At 31.8% G+C, this 20541-nt stretch carries 23 protein-coding genes and 1 pseudogene; 5 read left to right on the top strand and 19 right to left on the bottom strand.

Annotation, left to right across the window (positions count from 1 at the left end; all coding sequences use genetic code 11):
* Positions 1-7: 7 nt before the first annotated feature.
* From MUA60_RS02615 to panB, 8 genes are all read right to left on the bottom strand, one after another.
* Positions 8-1117: a glycosyltransferase family 2 protein gene (locus tag MUA60_RS02615; protein ID WP_262649539.1), complete on the bottom strand. Its 1110-nt coding sequence runs from the start codon at positions 1115-1117 to the stop codon at positions 8-10.
* A 98-nt stretch (positions 1118-1215) separates the two neighbouring features.
* Entirely contained in the window at positions 1216-2079 is an 864-nt protein-coding gene (locus MUA60_RS02610) for an IS3 family transposase (RefSeq protein ID WP_103361549.1), read from the bottom strand.
* Positions 2043-2594 carry a helix-turn-helix domain-containing protein gene (locus MUA60_RS02605; protein ID WP_025907016.1) on the bottom strand — a complete coding sequence of 184 codons (552 nt, stop codon included), beginning with the start codon at positions 2592-2594 and terminating at the stop codon, positions 2043-2045. Before MUA60_RS02605 ends, MUA60_RS02610 begins: the two co-directional genes overlap by 37 nt.
* A gap of 39 nt (positions 2595-2633) precedes the next feature.
* Positions 2634-3902 carry a glycosyltransferase family 2 protein gene (locus tag MUA60_RS02600; RefSeq protein ID WP_262649538.1) on the bottom strand — a complete coding sequence of 423 codons (1269 nt, stop codon included), beginning with the start codon at positions 3900-3902 and terminating at the stop codon, positions 2634-2636.
* A 295-nt stretch (positions 3903-4197) separates the two neighbouring features.
* Positions 4198-4692 carry an SIS domain-containing protein gene (locus MUA60_RS02595; protein ID WP_262649537.1) on the bottom strand — a complete coding sequence of 165 codons (495 nt, stop codon included), beginning with the start codon at positions 4690-4692 and terminating at the stop codon, positions 4198-4200.
* Positions 4667-4927 carry a MurR/RpiR family transcriptional regulator gene (locus MUA60_RS02590; protein ID WP_262649536.1) on the bottom strand — a complete coding sequence of 87 codons (261 nt, stop codon included), beginning with the start codon at positions 4925-4927 and terminating at the stop codon, positions 4667-4669. The genes MUA60_RS02595 and MUA60_RS02590 overlap by 26 nt, the downstream gene beginning before the upstream one ends.
* Before the next feature lie 174 nt (positions 4928-5101).
* Complete coding sequence (gene panC, locus MUA60_RS02585) at positions 5102-5944, bottom strand: pantoate--beta-alanine ligase (protein ID WP_262649534.1); 843 nt, start codon at positions 5942-5944, stop codon at positions 5102-5104.
* Positions 5944-6750, bottom strand: a complete 807-nt coding sequence (gene panB, locus MUA60_RS02580; protein WP_065380910.1) for a 3-methyl-2-oxobutanoate hydroxymethyltransferase — start codon at positions 6748-6750, stop codon at positions 5944-5946. The genes panC and panB overlap by 1 nt, the downstream gene beginning before the upstream one ends.
* 61 nt (positions 6751-6811) lie before the next feature.
* Between panB and MUA60_RS02575 the strand changes: the two genes are divergently transcribed.
* Complete coding sequence (locus MUA60_RS02575; RefSeq protein WP_262649533.1) at positions 6812-7660, top strand: oxidoreductase; 849 nt, start codon at positions 6812-6814, stop codon at positions 7658-7660.
* A 54-nt stretch (positions 7661-7714) separates the two neighbouring features.
* On the opposite strand, the gene MUA60_RS02570 is transcribed toward MUA60_RS02575, so the two are convergent.
* Positions 7715-8269: a GNAT family N-acetyltransferase gene (locus tag MUA60_RS02570; protein WP_262649532.1), complete on the bottom strand. Its 555-nt coding sequence runs from the start codon at positions 8267-8269 to the stop codon at positions 7715-7717.
* 212 nt (positions 8270-8481) lie between these two features.
* Between MUA60_RS02570 and MUA60_RS02565 the strand changes: the two genes are divergently transcribed.
* From MUA60_RS02565 to MUA60_RS02555, 3 genes are all read left to right on the top strand, one after another.
* Entirely contained in the window at positions 8482-8922 is a 441-nt protein-coding gene (locus MUA60_RS02565; protein ID WP_262649530.1) for an aggregation-promoting factor C-terminal-like domain-containing protein, read from the top strand.
* Between the two features lie 135 nt (positions 8923-9057).
* Positions 9058-9687: an NAD(P)-dependent oxidoreductase gene (locus tag MUA60_RS02560; RefSeq protein WP_262649528.1), complete on the top strand. Its 630-nt coding sequence runs from the start codon at positions 9058-9060 to the stop codon at positions 9685-9687.
* Positions 9688-9756: 69 nt separating this feature from the next.
* Positions 9757-10170, top strand: a complete 414-nt coding sequence (locus MUA60_RS02555) for an Rrf2 family transcriptional regulator (protein WP_262649527.1) — start codon at positions 9757-9759, stop codon at positions 10168-10170.
* 83 nt (positions 10171-10253) lie between these two features.
* Here MUA60_RS02555 and MUA60_RS02550 read toward each other — a convergent pair whose 3' ends face one another.
* Positions 10254-10907 (bottom strand): CPBP family intramembrane glutamic endopeptidase, encoded by a 654-nt coding sequence (locus tag MUA60_RS02550; RefSeq protein WP_262649525.1) that lies wholly within the window; start codon positions 10905-10907, stop codon positions 10254-10256.
* Between the two features lie 387 nt (positions 10908-11294).
* Here MUA60_RS02550 and MUA60_RS02545 point away from each other — a divergent pair, with 387 nt between their 5' ends.
* The gene (locus tag MUA60_RS02545; protein WP_262649524.1) at positions 11295-12617 is read left to right on the top strand and encodes a glycosyltransferase family 4 protein; all 1323 of its coding nucleotides are present in this window, start codon (positions 11295-11297) and stop codon (positions 12615-12617) included.
* Between the two features lie 53 nt (positions 12618-12670).
* Here MUA60_RS02545 and MUA60_RS02540 read toward each other — a convergent pair whose 3' ends face one another.
* The 9 genes and pseudogenes from MUA60_RS02540 to MUA60_RS02500 all read right to left on the bottom strand — a co-directional run bounded on the left by MUA60_RS02540 (position 12671) and on the right by MUA60_RS02500 (position 20465).
* The gene (locus MUA60_RS02540; protein WP_262649522.1) at positions 12671-13711 is read right to left on the bottom strand and encodes a sensor histidine kinase; all 1041 of its coding nucleotides are present in this window, start codon (positions 13709-13711) and stop codon (positions 12671-12673) included.
* Positions 13712-14391, bottom strand: a pseudogene (locus tag MUA60_RS02535) (response regulator transcription factor).
* 5 nt (positions 14392-14396) lie between these two features.
* A complete protein-coding gene (locus MUA60_RS02530; protein WP_262649520.1) occupies positions 14397-14834 on the bottom strand; it encodes a DoxX family protein in 438 nt (145 codons plus the stop codon).
* 70 nt (positions 14835-14904) lie between these two features.
* Positions 14905-15366: a DM13 domain-containing protein gene (locus MUA60_RS02525; RefSeq protein WP_262649518.1), complete on the bottom strand. Its 462-nt coding sequence runs from the start codon at positions 15364-15366 to the stop codon at positions 14905-14907.
* Between the two features lie 92 nt (positions 15367-15458).
* Positions 15459-16139: a ribose-5-phosphate isomerase RpiA gene (gene rpiA / locus MUA60_RS02520; protein ID WP_316964766.1), complete on the bottom strand. Its 681-nt coding sequence runs from the start codon at positions 16137-16139 to the stop codon at positions 15459-15461.
* A gap of 132 nt (positions 16140-16271) precedes the next feature.
* On the bottom strand, positions 16272-17414 hold the full coding sequence (locus MUA60_RS02515; RefSeq protein ID WP_262649516.1) for an NADH-dependent flavin oxidoreductase: 1143 nt from the start codon (positions 17412-17414) through the stop codon (positions 16272-16274).
* Between the two features lie 411 nt (positions 17415-17825).
* A complete protein-coding gene (locus MUA60_RS02510) occupies positions 17826-18902 on the bottom strand; it encodes a M42 family metallopeptidase (RefSeq protein WP_262649514.1) in 1077 nt (358 codons plus the stop codon).
* A 116-nt stretch (positions 18903-19018) separates the two neighbouring features.
* Entirely contained in the window at positions 19019-19606 is a 588-nt protein-coding gene (locus tag MUA60_RS02505) for a YdeI/OmpD-associated family protein (RefSeq protein WP_262649512.1), read from the bottom strand.
* A gap of 118 nt (positions 19607-19724) precedes the next feature.
* Positions 19725-20465 (bottom strand): GTP pyrophosphokinase, encoded by a 741-nt coding sequence (locus tag MUA60_RS02500; protein ID WP_037590362.1) that lies wholly within the window; start codon positions 20463-20465, stop codon positions 19725-19727.
* Positions 20466-20541: the final 76 nt, after the last annotated feature.

The following is a 20541-nucleotide window of genomic DNA, read 5'->3' as shown; positions in this document are numbered from 1 at the left end:
CATACTCCTATTTCATGATTTTTAATTTATTCAGTGCTTTATACACTAAATAACTTTTACTTTTATTAAATTGCTTTTGCTCTCTAAACCTTTTTTCAATATCTCTTCCTTGATAAAAATACTTTCTGCGGTCTTTCAATAACATTGCATATGAGATCGCTAAGTCAAAAGCTTGATTTCTGATTAATTTTATAATCGGCTCTTCATTGTTTAAGTACATTTTTATAATTTTTTCATCGTAACTTTTAACAATGTCATATATCGAGCTCATAATATTTAATTTACTTTCATCATTTAATGCATCAAATTCGTCATCTATCACTTTCCAGAATATAGATCTGAGTACATTAATCTTAAAGAATTCCAACGTTTCACTATCATAGTATTTCTCACAATCATAATAAGCTTTAATATCGTTATAAATTGCGCCTTCAGCTTCTTGATGAGTTAATGATTTATTATCTCCAATGTTTCTATTCCTATATTTATAAATCACATACGGAACATATGAGAAAGAAGAAGCAGACGTGTATAACATTGTATCTACAATTTTATCTTCACCGTTTCTCATTCCTTCAATAAAAGAAATTTCATGATTGATATAGAATGATTTACGAATCAGCTTTAATACAACACCTACTTTAACTTGTGCAAAAAATGGTGTTTCTTTTAAGTTTGTTGATTTATACGTTTTATTGAGCTTATATTCTCTGAAAGTAGTATGCTCAAACTGGCTTCCATCTTCGTTAAAGGTAATCATTTTACCCATCGAAAAGTCATCTTTTTCGTCCATCAATTCCAATAGTGTTTCATAGGCAAACTCATCTAATATGTCATCAGGGTCCATAAAATGGATAAACTCTCCATTAGATAATTCCACACCTATATTTCTTGGTTTACCTGGCGACCCTTCATTTTCAGGTAATCGATAATAAACGAAATTTGTGAATTTATTTTTAAATTCATTGATTTTTTCTGGCGTGTTATCAGTAGAACAATCGTCTACTAAAATAACTTCTAAATTTTCTTCACCTATACTTTGTGCTAATAATGAATTTAAACAATCATGAATATATTCCTCTACGTTATATACAGGTAATATCACTGAAATTTTCATTACTTATCTCCTTTTAAATAAATTTACGTTTTAACCTCTTATATAAAGGTTCGCTTTTAATCCATATTGGTAGTGACCCCCCAAAGTTAGAGTTTCCATTATGCTATTAATTGGCTGGATTGAGTTCGGTATTGTACTGGACTTCGTCCAGCCAATTTTAATTTCAAACGTTCATTGTTATACCAATAGATGTAATCCTCAATTCTTCTTTTTAATGTTTCATAGTTAACAAGTTCTTCTCCATGATACATTTCCTGCTTCATGATGCCAAAGAAATTCTCCATAGAAGCATTATCCGCACACGTCGCTTTACGTGACATACTTTGATAAATCCTTTGTTCCGATAATCTTCTAATCCATGCATTATGCTGATAATGCCAACCTTGATCAGAATGTATCGTCGTACGATATGGTGCTTCATGCTTAATGATTGTAACTGCTTTATCCAATGATTGAAGTACTAAGTCTAATGTTGGTCTTCTGGATATACCATAAGAAATGATTTCCCCATTGTATAAATCCATAATAGGGCTGAGATATAATTTTTGTTCTTCAGCACATTTAAATTCAGTGATATCTGTCACTAATTTTTGAAGTCGAATAGATGTATGGAATCTACGATTCAAGCGATTTTCAGCCACTTTACCAACTGTACCTTTGTATGATTGATAGCGTGATTTACGTGTGAATTTTTGACATTTTAATCCTAGTTCTCGCATAATTCGTTGTACTTTCTTATGGTTAATGAGATAACCTTGATTTCTCAAAGCTAAATATATACGACGATAGCCGTATTTACCGTTGTGTTTTTGAAAAAGTTCAATGATCTTTTTCTTCCAACCTTTATCTAAATCTTCCTTTTGTAATTGTTTGGCATGGTAATGATAGGTTGCTTCTGGTATACCAACCTTTACTAAGATATCTTTTAATTTGAATCCTTCTTCTTTGAGTTCGAATGCCACTGCTGCTTGTGCTTTTCTAGAAAGGCACTCGGATTCTCTCGAAAAGCGTTCAACTTTTTTAAATAAGCATTCTCTAATCGAAGATTTTCATTTTCTAGCTCTAACTCTTTTTCTCGTGATAGGTTTTGATTAGATTTCTTCTGTTTCTTCTTTTTCATGGGAGGTCGTCCTTTCGGCTTTTCGAGTCCTTCCACACCTTCTTTGTCATATATCTTTTTCCATCGCACAATAATAGATGGGGTATTTAGGCCAAATTTAATCGCTGTATCTTGGAAGGAATCGCCTGTTCTTTTCATATAGTTTAATACATTTATTTTGAATGTAACAGAATAAACTGTCTTTTTCTGTTTCTTTTTAATGCCATCTACACCGAATGATTGAAAGGCTTTTACCCATGTTCGTATAATAATTTTATCAGGTATATTATATTTTTTAGCTAATTTTCGATAACCATAATGGCCATCTAGATAATCTCTTACAACTTTCAACTTAAATTCATCACTATATTTTGTCATATTAAAACACCCCCTAAAGTTAGTTTTTTTACTCTAACTTTAGGGGTGCAGTACCATTTCGTTGTTAGTTTTTAAATCTTTAATCTTCACTTTAAATCCAAAGAAAATCAAACTCCTCGGTATACGGGCTTCAAAATGAATTAATGAGAGATCATTCACTTTATTTCCTAATATTGTTACTTCTCTTCTCTCTTTAGCAATCGCATTTGTTTGATACTTATTTCTAAAGTAGATAGAGATTTCTGCACTTTCATCTGAAACACCTATATCATCTGATAAGGAGAATAATATTTTTTTATTTTTATAATGATGGATGAGTATTCTTATATGATTGTTCTTTAAATAATAAGGATATTTTTCATCTTTCAATTGGTATAAGAATGCCTTATTTCGTGTTGGGCACTTTAATTGATCAATAATTTCAGTATCGATGTATGTAAACAAATTTTTAGAACTTGTGATAAATTCTTCTGTTAAGTTTTCTTTCATGTTATTAATGAATTTCTGATTATGTTCTAATATGTATTGCAAATAGTGCAAAGCTACTAAATATTGTATGTAGTTTATAACTTTTCCATATTGAGATAGAGATTTTTTGACTAACGGCAAATAATTTGTATTGATATGGCTCGTATATCTCGCATCAGAATACCAACATTTTTGGCTTAAAGAATTGGTATTATTTCTATTATAAAAATACTTACTAGCCTTGAGTAATCCGTAATATCTTTGATCTAAAATAATCGTATTAATTAAAGTAGCGTCTTCCCAATATGATATGGCTTCATTGAACTTATATTCAGGATTGTTAAATAATGATCTTCTGAATACTACCCCTCCGATATGAAAATGAATATCACGATAATTTTTAAATATATCAATATATGACTCATTTGTGTTAAATCTATAGTTCAATGTTTGGCTATATTCCTTACCATCTTTGCATATCGTAATAGGTGCCATAGCAATATTGATTTTTGGGTGCGCTCCAAAGAAGTTCTTTGCTTCCGATATAAAGTTCTCACTTATCATGTCAGAATCATCAACAAATGTGATATATTCAGAGTGTTTACTGACATGCTTTATACCTACATTTCTTGCTTTACTCACACCATGATTTTCTTGATTGATAATCGTTACATACTTAACATTCTTATATGTATTTAATATATTAAGTGTTCCATCCTGACTCCCGTCATTCACTACAATAATTTCATACAACGCATTGCGACAATTATGAATAATGCCGTTTAACGTATGCTTTATTGTATTTTCAGCATTGTATACAGTTATTATTATCGAAAACATCTTTTCACGTCCTACATCAATATAGTTCTTGTCGAAGTTTTAATGTATTTAATATTCAAACGAGTTGTTATTTTCTCTTTATAACTGTTTATATTATTAAACTTTCAAACATATATTTTATTAATTGAATTTCACAAAAGTTATTTAAACGTAAAAAAGCATACTCTACTCTCCCTACAGAAAAGGAAAGAATGCTTTATATTTTTAATCTTATTCATTCTCTAGGTTGTCTTAATTTCATATAATTTATTGATTAAACTAGTTATATTATCCTATATTTTTACATAAATTTCAATTAATTGTCAAAAATTATAAATAGTGTTAAAAAACCTCTAAAAATCGTAAATTTCACGATTTTTAAGGTTTTTTTATGATGATTTGTTCCCTGTATCATCTTATTATGAGTCACGCGGTTATCGAAATTCTTAACGATATTGATTTTATAATCAGTATGTTTGTCATAATCTGTTCCATATACGCAAGCATACATAATATCCATTAAGAAACTGATTGAATCTCGAGTTGTGAAGTTGCTAATTTTGGAATATAACTTTTCTCTTGTTGAAATGCGTAATGTGCTGTCTGCGTATTTGGTTACTGTTTTTTCGCCAATGCTTGTGAGTCCGATAATTGGAATGTGCTTTTTCTTTAACATCGGTAATAATTTCAAGATGCTTTGATTTTCACCACTATATGAAATGAAGATGGCACATGTATGTTTCGATGACTTCTCTATTTCAAAATGGGGTTCGAGTGCACAGAGTTTAACGGTCTTGCCAATTTGATTCATAATGTCGGTTGAAATATTCTACTTCTTCTAAATAATGATCATTCAACTCTAACCAACCGTCGTATCCTAACTTTTTAGCTATGCGAATACCAGTAGAAGGATGTGTATATGTTTCTTTAGAAATTTGTTTTAACGTCTTAGACTTAATCTTCTCGTTTTCTTCAAACAAATATTGAATAATGCTTTGTTCTGCTTGTGAAAATATATCTTCTTTCATTCTCTCTGTTAAAAGCATATTGATATCTCCTTTTGTAAAAAGTCATTACAAAAATCCCGTTTATTTTTAAGAAATTTGTAAATGCCATTTGATAATGCCCGATTTGCCTTTTTAATGATTAATTCTATTTTATACTTAACGTGTAAACGAAAAAACCGATTGTGCCCCTGCACAATCGGCTTCTATACTTTCCTATATAATAATATTATCTATTAATCTTGCTTGGCTAAATTTAACGGCTAGTGAAATAAAGATTTGTCCTTCTATTGTATGTTGTTCTTCTAATTCTGGATAACTGTAAATAGCGACTTCTACTATATCTCCGCTCACGTTACTTTCTAAATATTGCGTGATGGCTTGTATTAAGACGTCACTATTTCTCTCACCTTCGTCATATTTCTGCTTAGCTAATGCTAAACTTTTAGATAAATGTATGGCTTCTTTTCTTTCTTCCTCTGTTAAATAGATATTTCTTGAACTTTTTGCTAGTCCGTCTGCTTCTCGCACGATATCTATTGGTACGATTTGAACTGAGTGGTTAAAGTCTTCTACCATTTTTTCTATTATAGCGAGTTGTTGTGCATCTTTTCTACCAAAGTAAGCACGTGTTGGTTGAATAATATTAAACAACTTATTAACAACTGTGACAACACCATCAAAGTGACCTGGTCTTTTCTTACCTTCTAGCACTTGTGCTAAACGACCTACAGTAATCGTCATCTCTAGTTCTCCTGGATACATTTCTTCAACTGTTGGATGAAATACATAATCTACACCAATTTGTTTAAGCTTCTCTAAATCAGATTCAAATGGTCTCGGATAATCATCAAAATCTTCATTAGGTCCGAATTGTAATGGATTTACAAAAATACTCACTGCCGTAATGTCATTTTCTTCTATTGATTGTTTCATCATTTTTAAATGACCATCATGTAATGCACCCATCGTTGGTACGAGTCCTATTGTTTTACCTTGAGATTTAAATTGAGATACGATTGAATTCATCTCTTTAATACGTTCTACTACTTGCGTCACTACTCTGTCTCCCCCATCACTTTCTTCTTATATGTGTGTGCTTCTGAAGGGAATGCACCACTTTTAACTTCTTCATGATATGCTTTTAGTGCGTCTACACCATTTGAAAAATCACCATATTGTTTCACAAACTTAGCAATATGTTCTGAACCGTAATTTAATAAATCATGATATACAAGTACTTGACCATCTGTACCTTTTCCTGCGCCTATACCGATAACTGGAATTGTCAGTTGTTCCGTAATCACTTCTGCTAAATCACTTGGTATCGCTTCTAATACGAGCATCACTGCCCCTGCCTGTTCAACTGCTTTCGCATCTTCTATCAATTGTTCGGCTTCTCTTTTTGAACTTGCTTGTAATTTATAACCTGTAATGCCGACACTTTGAGGTGTTAAGCCTAAATGAGATACGACTGGCACACCAATTTGAGTACAGCCTTGGATCAATGTCGTATGCACACCTTCGATTTTCACAGCGTTCGCTTTAGTATCTTTATACAATTGAATCGCATTTTTCATATCCGTTGTATGATCAATACCGACTGCTCCAAAAGGTACGTCAACGATTACGTAACTTTCTGGTGCACCTCTTCTAACAGCTTTCGCATGATGTATCATATCTTCCATTGTCACTTCGACTGTACTATCGTAGCCCAACACAACCATTCCTAAAGAATCGCCTACTAAAATAGTGTCTATACCTGCTGCTTCTGCTTGTTTAGCACTTGGATAATCGTATGCTGTAATCATGGATATTTTTTCTTTTTGTTCTTTCATGGACAACAATTGTTTAATGGTTTTCATCCCGTACCACCTTCTTTTATTTGTTATTATGTATATATTAACATTGAAAGGAAAATAATAAATGAAAAAGTTTGGAATAATCGGTCCTGGCGCTGTGGGTACAGCCATTACATTTGCTTTAACGCAATCAAACCTTGATGTTACGCTGTTTGGAAGATCAAATTCAACTGTCTATTTCCAAGAATACAATCACGATGTGCAACATTCATTTCCCGTTCAATCTTTAGAAGATGCACATGAAAAAGTAGATATTTTATTTATTGCTGTTAAAGCAACGCAACTCGACGCAATCATCCCGTATCTTCATCATATCCTACATGCTAATAGCGTTATTATTTTAACTCAAAATGGATATGGACAGTTAGAAAAAATTGATCACCCGCACAAATTTCATGCTGTCGTATATATAAGTGGACAAAAAGAAAATAACGTCGTCACGCATTTTAGAGATTGGACTTTAAGATTACCTATTCATGCGCACACATTAGATATTAAAAGTTTAACCGAAGATAGTTTACTTAATATTGAATGTCTCGAAGATTATGATCAACACGTTTGGTATAAATTAATCGTCAATTTAGGTATTAACACGGTAACTGCTCTTACGAGACAACCAGCTCGTGTACTTAAACACAATCAAATACATTCACTTTGTTACAACTTATTAGTTGAAGGTAACCGTGTCGCTAAAGCTGAAGGTATTTATTTTGATGATGATTTTGAAGAGAGCATAATGAAAATTTATGAAGGATACCCTGATGATATGGGTACAAGTATGTATTACGACATGATAAGTGAAAGACCTTTAGAAACAGCATTTATACAAGGTTATATCTACAAAATTAGCCAAAAAAACAATTTAACAACACCTTATATAGATAGTACTTATGCAATTTTAAGTACTTATTAATGCATCCATATTAATAGCCCCTATACCACGGGAATTATGGTATAGGGGCATTTTTTATACATTTAACTTCCTATTTAATATATCTTCCATCATCAACCAACCTTTTTGATCCGAGTTGTCTGGATCATATGGTTCAAAACCATAATTTAAATACATATTAATTGCTGGATAACTGGTTGTTTGTGTCGTTAAATACACTTCTTTGTGACCAAGCTCAATTATTTTGTTAAGCGCAGCACTTAATAATGGCTTTGATAATTTCTTACCTTGATATTCCGGCTTAATGGCTACAAAATGTATTCTACCTAAATGTGAGTCTGTTAAAGGTAATTGACCGAACCATGCTGTCGTCGTCCCTATTACGTCACCTGATGCATTTTCAATAAATAAACATCTATATTTCATTTCTTCTATATGAGTGCCAAATTCTTTATGAAACCTTTGCAATGCTTCATCAATATTTGAAAATTCTCCTGCAGCAGTTTCAACTTCTGCCCAAAGACGTTCGTCCCCTTCTTCAAACATTCTAATTGAGTAGCCCTCTGGTAATTCATATTCAGGTATGTTGTCTAAATGATTTCTAATCATCTTAAGCTTAATTCTTTCCATAATCTTACACCTCTATTTCTATAAAGTTACTGTAAACGTTTCAAATTACAACTTGTCATATGCCTATTATCTTTTTAATCTGACTGTCATAAAAGAAATTTTATTTTTATTCTCCTGTAACCTATGATATCAAAAATGATGTTAGAGTGTATGAAGTAATAAATATACAAAATTTATAAATGCTTTAAATAGCACATGGAGGAAATTTATTTATGAAGAAATTATTATTTGCAACAACAGCTGCAGCAGGAATTATTGCTTCTGGATTTGGCGCTCAAGCAGATGCAAGTGAATATACAAACTACTCTAATCAAAATACAAACTATAACTATACAACTACACAAGTCTCTCAACCGACTCAAGCAACTCAAACTACAGAATCAACTGATTCATCTAATACAAGTGAAGTATATAAAGAGTTTATCGCTGCTGGCGGTACAAAAGCATTATGGGATAACATCGTAATGCCTGAATCTAGCGGCAACCCAAATGCCGTAAATGAACTTGGCTACAGAGGTCTTGGTCAAACTAAAGAATCTTGGGGTACAGGTAGTGTTACTGAACAAACTAAAGGCATGATCAACTATGCTAAAGAACGTTACGGTTCAATCGAAGCTGCAATTGCTTTCCGTCAAGCTAACAACTGGTGGTAAGAATAAATAAACAAACATCTGCTATGTGGATTTCCACATAGCAGTTTTTTTATACACAAAACTTTTGACAAAACCAGATATACATATTATACTCAACTTGTATCTATATTAAATACAAGAAAGAGGTTGTGTAAAATGAAAATAGGTGTTATAGCAGCAAACGGTAAAGCAGGTAAATTAATTACAGAAGAAGCAATTAACAGAGGATTAGATGTAACAGCCATCGTTCGTAACGAAAATAAAACAGTGGCAACACAATCTATTATTAAAGATATATTTGATTTAACAACTGAAGACTTAACACAATTCGATGTTGTTGTAGATGCTTTCGGTGAAATTAGAGAAGACAAACTTCATTTACACCAAGACTCTATTCAACATTTAAGTGATATTTTATCAAACACAAACACACGATTAATTATAATCGGAGGCGCTGGTAGTTTATTCGTTGATGATCAATTAGAAAACCAACTATTCGATACACCTGATTTTCCAGAAGTATATAAACCACTTGCAATAGCTCAAGGTAAAGCACTTGTAGACCTTCGTAAAAGAGATGACGTACGTTGGACATTTATAAGTCCTGCAGCAGAATTTATAGCTGATGGAGAAAGAACTGGAGAATATATTTTAGCTGGGGAAGTCTTCACACTAAACGATAAAGGTGAAAGTAAAATAAGCTATGCTGATTACGCCATTGCATTAGTAGATGAAGCAACTGAAGGTAACCATATCCAAGAAAGAATTTCAGTATTATCAAAATAATACGCATTTACTATCGCAATTCTCATCTCTCAAAGTTATAATAAATAAGGAATCTAAGAGGTGAAAAGCGTGAATACACAAATATCAGTTGCAATTCATATATTATCATTAATATCTGTGAACAAAGAACCTACATCTAGTAAATTTATAGCAGGTAGCATTAATAGTAACCCTACACTTGTAAGAAAAATATGTAAATATTTAAGAAATGGTAACTTAATCGAAAGCCAACAAGGTAAATCAGGCTATCGACTTGCTCAATCAGCAGATCAAATCTTATTAGGCGACGTTTATAAACTTATTCAAGATGAAGAACATTTCGCTAAAATTCATCAAGACACAAATCCAGATTGTATCGTCGGACAAAATATACAGTCTGCATTAGATGATGTTTACACACAAGTAGATCAACAAATTATTGATACACTCAATCAAACATCCATATTAGATTTAACATCTAAAATGACCGAAACCATACAGTAAATTTAATTATATTGAAAAAGCTGGAAACATCTTTAACAACAGATGTCTCCAGCTTTATTTTTTAAATGATGAGCGCACGATATCTAATTAAAAAACACTAAATATATAAGAATATGTACTAGATTATTTAATCCATGCGCTACTATGGCTACTTCTAATCGGTTAGTCTTTAAATAAAGTGCGCCAAATAATAATCCTATTCCAAAGTAAATGATAAACTCACCTATACTTGATGGTCCATGTGACAATCCAAATAGTACGCTAGATACGATATATCCTATTAATAGATGTCCTTTAAATATCCCTTTTAGCATGAAACCTCTAAATATAAGCTCTTCAAATATTGGTCCTAGTATTACAAATATAATAATAGATATGTATAGAGGTAAAGTATTTAAATCTTTATATACTTCCATTTGATTTTGTGGTTGTCCTATAATTGACGCTATAGTCCAATACATAATAAGTGCTATACCTAATGTACTAAAGGTATAAATGATATCTTCTTTCTTTAAAGCTTCAAATTTAATAAGCTGTAATTGGAATCTATGTATTAAATAAAGTAACAACATAAAGAATACACACCCTATTAATACTATGAACCAATTGCTAGCTAACGCAATCGATGTATAAGCACCCATACATATTATAATGAGCAAACACGACTTCAAGAACACATACTTCGTCTGATCTTGAAAAATTGGCTCATTATCTTTGAATATTTGTTTAACACTCATTTATTTATCCTCATTTCAATAAATTAACAAATTCTTTATATAAATAAATGTATTTCATTTATTATAACAAACATTTCGAACTAATAGCGATTTATACTTTCTTTAAAATCGAACTGTTTGTAAATTTTTAACAAACTACACTAACATTACCACAAAAAATGGCGTATATTATATGTATATAAAATTTTATTTTGTAGGTGATTTCAAAGTGAACTATTTTATAGTAAATAATATCAATCATAAAATAACAGGTATAGAAAAGTCTGTCATGAATAGACTAAAACTATTTAACGATTTCAACTTGGAAGCTAAAATTATCACGTTAGCTTGGAATTCAAGTTTACATAAAATGCCCATACATTCGGCGTAAGTAAACAAGTCTTTTCTATGTATGATTTCTTCCAAGAATCCATCAACGTTCAAATGAATACGGTTAGAGACTGGATAGCATTTTGGGAAGATGACCTTAATTTTGAGATTAAATATGTTCCTAATTCAAATGATTTAAGGGTATATCAAAATGGTACAAGAATTATATATGCGAGTTTTCGTGATTCAAACTATAAATTATTAGACTATGTGAACTATTTTGATACGAGAAATGTCAAAATGAAACGAGAATATTACGATTCTAGAGGTTTCTTAAGTCGTGTTAGATATATGCGTACGAAGGAAATGCCTGTATGTGATACGTATTTAACCCCAAGTGGGAAAATAAAGCTTGAAGTTTATTTCGATCCTTATCAAGAAAAAGAAGTTGTCACTCGAATAATGCTCTTTGATTATAACGCTAAAGATTATACATTTAATAATACAAATGAATTAATCGCATTCTTCTATGAACAGTTATACAAAGACGGTGACTTGTTCTTTAGTGATAAGACAGCCATCACTTCTCCACCATTTTTAATCACAAACAAAAAAGTACCGGTTATTTCTGTATTACACAGTACACATGTGAAAAACAACAATGATATTGAAGGTTCAGATATTAAAAATATTTATAACTCTGTCTTTAATAATTTAGACCGTTTTTCTGGTATTTTAGTATCTACTGTTCAACAAAGGAAAGATGTAGAGAAACGTATTCAATCAAAAATACCTGTCTTTAATATTCCAGTTGGATATGCTCAACAAAAAGAACCGAATTTTACACCAGTTGTGCCTGAAGGTCCTCTGAAATTAATGTCTATAGCACGATATGCACCTGAGAAGCAACTTGATCACCAAATTCGACTCATCAATAAACTGAAAGACGATTTCGACCAAATCGAACTTCATTTATTTGGATTTGGAGGCGAATTGAATAAACTAAAAGAATTAACTGCTTCATTAAATTTAGAAAAGCATATTAAATTCCGTGGATTTATACCTAACATTACAAATGAAATGCATCATTTTCATGCGAGCATGATTACAAGTAATATGGAAGGATTTTCGTTGGCATTACTGGAATCACTATCAAATGGGCTACCTGCAATAAGTTATGACATCCCTTATGGACCAAGTGAACTGATTGTTAACGGTAAAAATGGTTACCTTGTTCCTAGAAATGATGAAGACAAACTTTATGAAACTGTTAAGTCTTATTTAAGTAATCCTGATCTACAAAAAACATTCCGAGATAACTGTATGACGGAATCACAAAAATATGCACAAAGTGAAATTATTAAGAAATGGCTTCAATTATTAGGTGAAGTGACATCATAAATACAAATAAGAACCTCCAATTCATGATTCTGGATTGGGGGTTCTTGTTTGTATTACTTCATTGGTACCGTTAAATAAAATGTTGTACCGACGTCCTCTTTACTTTCTACCTTTAACTGCCCGTCCATTTGTTCAGCCAAATTCTTCGCAATATATAAACCTAAACCTGATCCACCCGTATCTTTGTTTCTAGACGCTTCAACGCGATAAGTTCGGTCAAATATACGGTGTAAATGTTGCTCAGCGATACCTGGACCATCATCGGAAACGGCAATGCATATATTGCTATTTTCTTTCGTAACTTTAATTTCAACTCTCGAGCCAAGTTGTGTATATTTAAATGCATTATCTAAAATATTCATGAGTATACGTTCTAATGGTACTTTATATTGTTTGAAGTAAGTGATATCTTCACATAAATTAACGTCTATCGTACGATTTTCACTTGTGATTTGTTGTTCATAAGATTGTAAAAGTGTCACAAAGAGTTTATCTAAATAAATCGTTTCTAATGGATAATTATGTTTGTGATTATGACTAATTTCCATCACACTAGTCAGCTCATCAAACATCATTGAAATTCTTTGAGATTGTTTAATTAAGACACTATAAGCTTTCTGTTGTTCATCTGATTGACTGATAATGCCTTCTTTTAAACCTTCTGCATAGGACGTAATACTTGATAACGCTGTCTTTAAGTCATGTGTTAAGTTTTGTACCATTTCACTTTTTTCTTGTTGTTCATATTGAACTTGTTGTATTTGCGCTTCAATATTTCGAGCCATAGTATTAAAGGCTTCACTTAATTCTTTCATTTCTTTCGGACTATCTATTTTTATAGCCGTTTCACTATATTGTCCATTTGCTATTAATTTTGTTTGTTTATTCAACAATCTAATACGTTTAACTAATGGATTAATAAACAACATACAAATGATTGTCGTTAAACAACTTGATATGATTGCACTAACCGTCAAAAGTAATGTTGTATGTGCATCAAACCACATCCATTTATATGCAATTGCTAGAATAATTGTCGTTAATACAATGCTACTGATAAATGCAGTGATAATTTGTGTTCGAATTGTTAGCATTTATTTCGCCCTTTCAAATTTATAACCTAATCCCCAAACGGTTTTAATTACATATTCATCATATTGATGTTGTTCTAACTTTTCTCTTATACGACGTATATGTACATTCACAGTGTTGGCATCTTCGTAATAGTCGTATCCCCATACTTTTTCGAGCAGTTCTGATTTAGAAATGACCATTTTCTCGTGATCTGCTAAATACCAAAGTAAATCAAATTCTTTTACTCTCAATGATACTTCTTGATCATTTACTTTAATGATTTTTTCCTGTTTACATAATTGTAATGAGCCGAATGTTAAGTAATCTTGTTTATGATACTTTTGAGTACGATTTAATAAGTTATGCGCTCTTAACACGAGTTCACGAGGGCTGAATGTTTTTTTATATAATCGTCTGCACCTAACGTCAATGCATAAATCGTATCGTGTTCTTGCGTCTTAGCTGTTAAATAAATAAACGGAATGTCTAGTTCCTGTGCTTTCATTTCTTTAACGACATCATAACCGTTTTTTTCAGGCATCATAATATCTAAAATCATTAAATCAATTGCGTCATTCAACTGATGAATGGCTTGTTGTCCATCAGAAGCTGTTACAACTTGATGCCCTTCATATTCAAAGTAAGTCTTACAAATATCTAGAATATCTTGTTCGTCATCTACAATTAATATATGCGCCATAATCTCTATCCCGCTTCCTTCTTCATAAACTTCTTAACGATAGCAGTTGCTGATAATTTACGTAAGCTTCTGATATTTAATGCAATCAATATAAAGCCAACAAGCTGAAGTGGATACGTAAAAATCATATCTGCTAAAATGTAATTTACCATTATAAATATACCAAAAAGTGCTGCGTAATACTCCAGAAATCCAAGAATTAAAGCTAATCCTAAAAATATTTCACCTAAAGGAATGACCCATTCCCATAAAGTCGTATACGGTGCAATAATATGCTCAAAGAACCACTTATACCACATTGGAGAATCTTGATTCTGAGCGATTACTTGCGTTAATCCTTGTAAACTGAAACCTCCTGTTAATTTTTCATAACCTTGCATATAGATTAAATAACCACTATAAACGCGTATGATTAAACATATGAATGTATATATCTTTGTCATGACATGTTTTCTCCTTTGATAAAGTTTAAGGGAAACTCAGAATGACTGAATTCCCCTTAGTGAAACATATTTATTTTAATTTAGCACTACCGAATACAACATGTGCTTTATCACAATAAATTGTCACTTCATTATATTTAGATGTATCCATGTCTTTTAAATCAAATGTTTGTTCCATCTTATCGTAATCTACTTTATCAATTTTCATTCCTTTTTTAACATCGCCATCTTTAGTTAAATAAACATGTAAGTCAGGTCCTTTTGATGATTTGAAATCTGTTAACATTAATTTACCGTCTTTAATCGTTGCTTTTCCTTCTACTTTTTCACCATTCATAGATTCAAACATACCAGACATCATCATGTCTTTCATATCACTGTCTTTCATGTTTTCTTTACTCATGTCTTTATCTTTCATTTCAGTTTTCGTATCCATCTTATCGTCTTTATGCATATCATTATTACCACATGCACCTAATAATATAGTTGTTGTTAATGCAAATGCTCCAAATGTTGTTTTAGTTAAGTTCATTTAACACATCTCCTCTTTAGTTGATATGTTAAGTTTATGCCCTATATCATCAATAAACCATTAACTGTTTATTAACTACTATGAACTCATTATTAATTCTCGATTATAACCACACTTTGTGTTTCAGAACGACTCATGAATACTTTTTTCGTCATATTGATAAATAATCCGGTCTCTACAACGCCTTCGATAGATATTAAATCGTGATTTAATTGTTCTGGATGATGAATCTCTCCAAACTCACAATCTAATATGTAATGATCGTTGTCTGTCACATATACATTTGAATCTTTCATTCGCAATGTCGCTTGGCAACCTAAACTTTCTATTGCACGTGCTGTGATTTCCCATCCAAAAGGCACAACTTCTACTGGTAGCTTAAACTTACCTAACGTCTTAACGTATTTCGTTTCATCTATAATCACAATAAAATTATCCGTGGCATTCGCAACAATTTTTTCACGTAGTAGCGCACCACCGCCACCTTTAATCAATTGAAGATTTTCGTCCACTTCATCAGCACCATCTATAACTAAATCTAAATGGCTCACTTCTGAAAAATCAGTAAGTGGAATTTGATGAATACGCGCTAATTCAGCAGTATCTTCAGATGTTGGTACACCTTTAATTTGAAGGCCATTTTTAACACGCTCACCTAACTTTTCAATTGCATAACGCATAGTTGAACCAGTACCAATTCCTATCGTCATACCATCTTGTATATCATTAACCGCTTCATAAGCAACTTCTCTCTTTAGCTCATCTTGATTCACGTTGTACACCTCATTCGATTTTTTCAATTATTGTTTCAAGTTTAACACACCCAAAATATATGTTCAGAGTACAAAAAAGCTGAGACAACCAAATGTCTCAGCTAATCAAAACTATATATATAAAATTATGGATTATTTAGTTTGAGAAGTTTCTTGATCAGTTCTTGGTAATGGGTAGAAACCTGCTACAAACTGTTTCCATAATGGGTCTGGTAAATCATGTTTGTCTGCTCTTTCAGGATCGAACACAGAAACGATTTCGTCTTCTTTTCCTTGTTCGATTTTTGAAACGAATTGGTAATCAAGTAACAATTCTCTACCAAGTGCAATAAGTGGTGCACCTGTTTCAATTGCTGATAATGCATCGTCAGCAGTAAAGATTGAACCAATTCCTATTAATGGCACGCGACCATTAATCCATTCTAATAATAATTTAATACGTTCTTCACCTTTATATTGACCTTCTCTTGTTGTTGAATGAATATCCATTAATGACACATGTAAGTAATCAAGTGGTTTTTCAGATAAAGTCTTAACAAGTTGTTCTGTTAATTCCATAGAAATACCTGGAGATTCTACTTCTTCAGGAGAGAAGCGATAGCCTACAATAAAGTCAGGTGTTGCATGTTCACGTACAACTTTAAGTACAGCATCTACAACTGCTAAAGGATATTTAATATGTTCGCCCCACTCATCATCTCTTCTGTTGTAATAAGGTGAGAAGAATTGATGAATTAAATAATGGTTTGCACCATGAATTTCAACTCCGTCAAAGCCAGCATCGATCGCTATTTTAGTAGCGTTAGCGAAAGCTTCAATAGTATGTTCAATTTCTTCTACAGTTAATGCTCTCGCAACATGTGTTTCTTGTTGTCCGAAGCCTTTCACTTCAACTTCACTAGGAGCAGCCGCTTCACCAGTTGGCGTTAATCCAGGTAATGCCATCGCACCACCATGATGAATTTGAATTAAAGCTTTCGCACCATTTTTCTTCATAACTTCAGCTTGTTTCTTAAGCCCAGCAAGATCCGCTTCTTTAGATACAGAAGGCTGTCCAGGAAAAGCTTGGCCAAGCGGTTCAACATAACTCGCAGCAGTAATAGAAATACCTACATCTTGAGAACGTTTTTCTATATATGGAATTTCAATATCAGAAATCGTACCATCTTCATTTGATGAAATATGTGTTAATGGCGCAAGCACAAATCTATTCTTTACTTCCCCACCATTCGGTAATTTTAAAGATTTAAATAAAGGTTCATATTTTTTGTTCATTTTCAATAACTCCTCCTTATGAAATAACACTATACCACCATCAGAAAATAACATGCCAATTTAATGCTTATAAAAATAGTATGAAATAGATTTTTTTGGTCAACTCGTGAGTTTAGTTCGACTTTAACTCACATCTTCAACAACTTCATATAACTATTAACTCCCAACACACAAAAAAACTGAACTTAATTTTAAAAAAACCACATAATCTGATTGTGGTCAGATTATGTGGATATTCATTAAATCAGCTATTTAGTTGTTCATACAATTTTATAATTGCGCGCCATTTGTTGAGATAACCTCTTTATACCAGTCGATGGTAAAATAATAATCAATCTAAATATTAAAAAGTACCAAGAAAGCGATTATGCGTTTCTTGGTACTTTTTTTTAAATCATTCTTTACGATTTCTTACCACATAATATTTTTAACTGTTTCATCGTTTAATGCTTTTACGATTTCAGCTACTAATTTTACTGCGTTTAAGTAGTCTTCTTTATGAAGGATTGATACGTTTGAGTGCATATAACGTAATGGAACGCCGATTGAGATTGTTGGTGTACCTTCGTTTGCTACGTGAATACTACCTGCATCTGTTCCGCCACCTGTTATATTATCCCATTGCACATCAATGCCTTTTTCTTTTGCTACGTTTTTGATGAATTTTCTAAATCCAACGTGACCGATATTCGTACCATCCATTAACAATACAAGTGGTCCGTTACCTAATTTCGTTTCGTGATCTTGCCCTTTCATACCTGGTGTATCATAAGCAATACCTACGTCCACTGCGATAGATAAATCTGGCTTAATTTTGTTTGCAGCAACCTTCGCACCACGCAAACCAACTTCTTCTTGTACAGTTGCACCTGAAACTAGATTTATACCAAGCTCATCATCTTTAAGTTCGTTTAATACATCAACACTTAACGCACAACCGAATCTGTTGTCGAATGCTTTTGCTGTTAAGTAGTTACCATCACCTAAAGTTTCAAACTCAGAATAAGGAGTCACCATATTGCCGATTTCAATGCCTAGCCCTTCAACCGCTTCTTTATTATCAACACCTATATCAATAAACATCTCTTTAACGTCAACAGGTTTTTTACGTTCTTCTGGACTTAAAACGTGTGGAGGTTTAGAACCAATAATACCTCTAATTTCTTTGCCTTCATCTGTTGTAATCGTTACTTTTTGTGAAAGCATCACTTGGTTCCACCATCCACCGATTGTTGTGAATTTAATGTAACCATCTTCATCGATACGTGTAACCATAAATCCGATTTCATCTAAGTGACCCGCTATTAAAATTGTTTTAGAACCATTTTTAGCGTTCTTTTTCCCGAAAATACCACCTAGGTTATCTTCAATAATTTCATCACTTACAGGTTCTAAGTATTCTTTCATTTTAGCTTTAACATTATACTCAAATCCTGAAATACCATTAATATCTGTAAGTATTTTTAATAATTTTACTGAATCTGCCACAAAAAAATCCCCCTTATAATTAATTAACACTTTTACTATATCATTCTATTTAAAAAATGTATCAAACAAAGGTTTATTTTAATTGATTTTTCAGTATTTTAAACAAATTATTACCTTCACTCATCATTTAGCCCTTTCCCATCTAATATATGATCGATATATTTTTCTACTCGACTAACGCGTGTTGCTGGACGCTTTGCTTGGCTAATATAGTAAATATATTGTCGCTGTCTTCCTGGTGTCAAATTATAGAAAGCTTCTTTTAAGTTACTATTTTGATCAAGTTGTTCTTGTAGTTCAACTGGCATTTCATATTCTTCTGTTTTCTTTAATTCTACTTTAGCACCTAACTTTTCAAGCTCGATTGCTTCTTCAACATATGCTTTAATAATATCTCGTTGTTCTTTAATTTGATCTACATTGGTGAATCTCAATTGTCTTGCTGCTTGAACATTTTTTGTTTGTTGAATCAGTATTTTTTCAGGATCTTTAAGTAATGAACCTTTATGAAATAAAAGTACACAATATTCTTTAAACCCATGTATCAATACAACATTCTTACCTTTTAATGTATAACATGGATGCATCCATTTATAATCTTCTTCTAAATCACATTCACGTATAATTTCTCTTAATCGTTCAAATTCATCTTTCCACTTTTTTTCACGTTCCATAAAAGCTTCGACTTTAGGATTTTTCTCCATTTTTTCACTCCTCAATGTTATTTCCTGAATGATTTTAATTTATTATATACTAAATGATTAAAAAAGAGCAGATATCCTTAAATATAAGAAATCCCTGCTCTTCTTTGTGCCTAATGTATTAATTTTTGTCTATTTTTATCATACTTTTATTCGTATCATGATAGATTTCATCATTCATTTCTTGCATTTTGCGTTCTACATTTGTTATTTCTATTGAACATTCTTTTAACTTTTCTTCATATTGTTCAGTAGATACATGAGAATTCTTATATCTTAATTTATGTTCCAAACTCGCCCACATATCCATTCCAATTGTTCGAATTTGAATTTCAACAGGTATCATTTGAACACTTTCCGCTAAAAATACAGGAATAGATACAACTAAATGTAAACTTTTATATCCATTCATTTTAGGATTTTCTATATAGTCTTTTCTTTTTAATAATTTTACGTCAGTTTGTCTAAGTAATAATTTTTCAATTGTATAGACATCTTCTAGATAATTACAAATAACTCTTATCCCCGCGATATCTTGAATATTCTCTTTTGCTGAATTCGCATTTAATGGAAATCCTTTGCGTCTTAATTTCTTAATGAGACTTGGAAATTCTTTAACACGCTTTTCCATATGGTGAATTGGATTATGTTTATAAGCAACTTGGAATTCATCGTCCAATATTTTCAACTTTGTCCCGATTTCTTCTAAAGCTGCTGCATATTGATGTTGTAGTTCTACAAAATTAAACAACTCTTCTAGCGCTTGTTCTGAAGACTGCGCATATTCAATTTCACCTAAATTATTCGTAAATTCCTTCTTTAATTCTGCTAAATTGATCGTTGGTTTTCTTTCTATATACATAGATATCTCCCTTATATTTTTAAATAAAAAAATATATAACTTCATCTAATTATATCATTTAAAAGTTTGCGATTAA

It is taken from the genome of Mammaliicoccus sciuri, from assembly GCF_025561425.1.
Taxonomy (GTDB): Bacteria; Bacillota; Bacilli; order Staphylococcales; family Staphylococcaceae; genus Mammaliicoccus; species Mammaliicoccus sciuri_A.
The sequence above is the reverse complement of the archived record's forward strand: the minus strand, read 5'-3'. Positions and strand labels throughout refer to the sequence as shown.

Coding starts and splice junctions, on each gene's coding strand:
- MUA60_RS02615 (WP_262649539.1), bottom strand. CDS start 1,117: ATGAAAATTTCAGTGATATTACCTGTATATAACGTAGAGGAATATATT.
- MUA60_RS02605 (WP_025907016.1), bottom strand. CDS start 2,594: ATGACAAAATATAGTGATGAATTTAAGTTGAAAGTTGTAAGAGATTAT.
- MUA60_RS02600 (WP_262649538.1), bottom strand. CDS start 3,902: ATGTTTTCGATAATAATAACTGTATACAATGCTGAAAATACAATAAAG.
- MUA60_RS02595 (WP_262649537.1), bottom strand. CDS start 4,692: ATGAATCAAATTGGCAAGACCGTTAAACTCTGTGCACTCGAACCCCAT.
- MUA60_RS02590 (WP_262649536.1), bottom strand. CDS start 4,927: ATGCTTTTAACAGAGAGAATGAAAGAAGATATATTTTCACAAGCAGAA.
- panB (WP_065380910.1), bottom strand. CDS start 6,750: ATGAAAACCATTAAACAATTGTTGTCCATGAAAGAACAAAAAGAAAAA.
- MUA60_RS02575 (WP_262649533.1), top strand. CDS start 6,812: ATGAAAAAGTTTGGAATAATCGGTCCTGGCGCTGTGGGTACAGCCATT.
- MUA60_RS02570 (WP_262649532.1), bottom strand. CDS start 8,269: ATGGAAAGAATTAAGCTTAAGATGATTAGAAATCATTTAGACAACATA.
- MUA60_RS02565 (WP_262649530.1), top strand. CDS start 8,482: ATGAAGAAATTATTATTTGCAACAACAGCTGCAGCAGGAATTATTGCT.
- MUA60_RS02560 (WP_262649528.1), top strand. CDS start 9,058: ATGAAAATAGGTGTTATAGCAGCAAACGGTAAAGCAGGTAAATTAATT.
- MUA60_RS02550 (WP_262649525.1), bottom strand. CDS start 10,907: ATGAGTGTTAAACAAATATTCAAAGATAATGAGCCAATTTTTCAAGAT.
- MUA60_RS02545 (WP_262649524.1), top strand. CDS start 11,295: ATGTATGATTTCTTCCAAGAATCCATCAACGTTCAAATGAATACGGTT.
- MUA60_RS02540 (WP_262649522.1), bottom strand. CDS start 13,711: ATGCTAACAATTCGAACACAAATTATCACTGCATTTATCAGTAGCATT.
- MUA60_RS02530 (WP_262649520.1), bottom strand. CDS start 14,834: ATGACAAAGATATATACATTCATATGTTTAATCATACGCGTTTATAGT.
- MUA60_RS02525 (WP_262649518.1), bottom strand. CDS start 15,366: ATGAACTTAACTAAAACAACATTTGGAGCATTTGCATTAACAACAACT.
- MUA60_RS02515 (WP_262649516.1), bottom strand. CDS start 17,414: ATGAACAAAAAATATGAACCTTTATTTAAATCTTTAAAATTACCGAAT.
- MUA60_RS02505 (WP_262649512.1), bottom strand. CDS start 19,606: ATGGAGAAAAATCCTAAAGTCGAAGCTTTTATGGAACGTGAAAAAAAG.
- MUA60_RS02500 (WP_037590362.1), bottom strand. CDS start 20,465: ATGTATATAGAAAGAAAACCAACGATCAATTTAGCAGAATTAAAGAAG.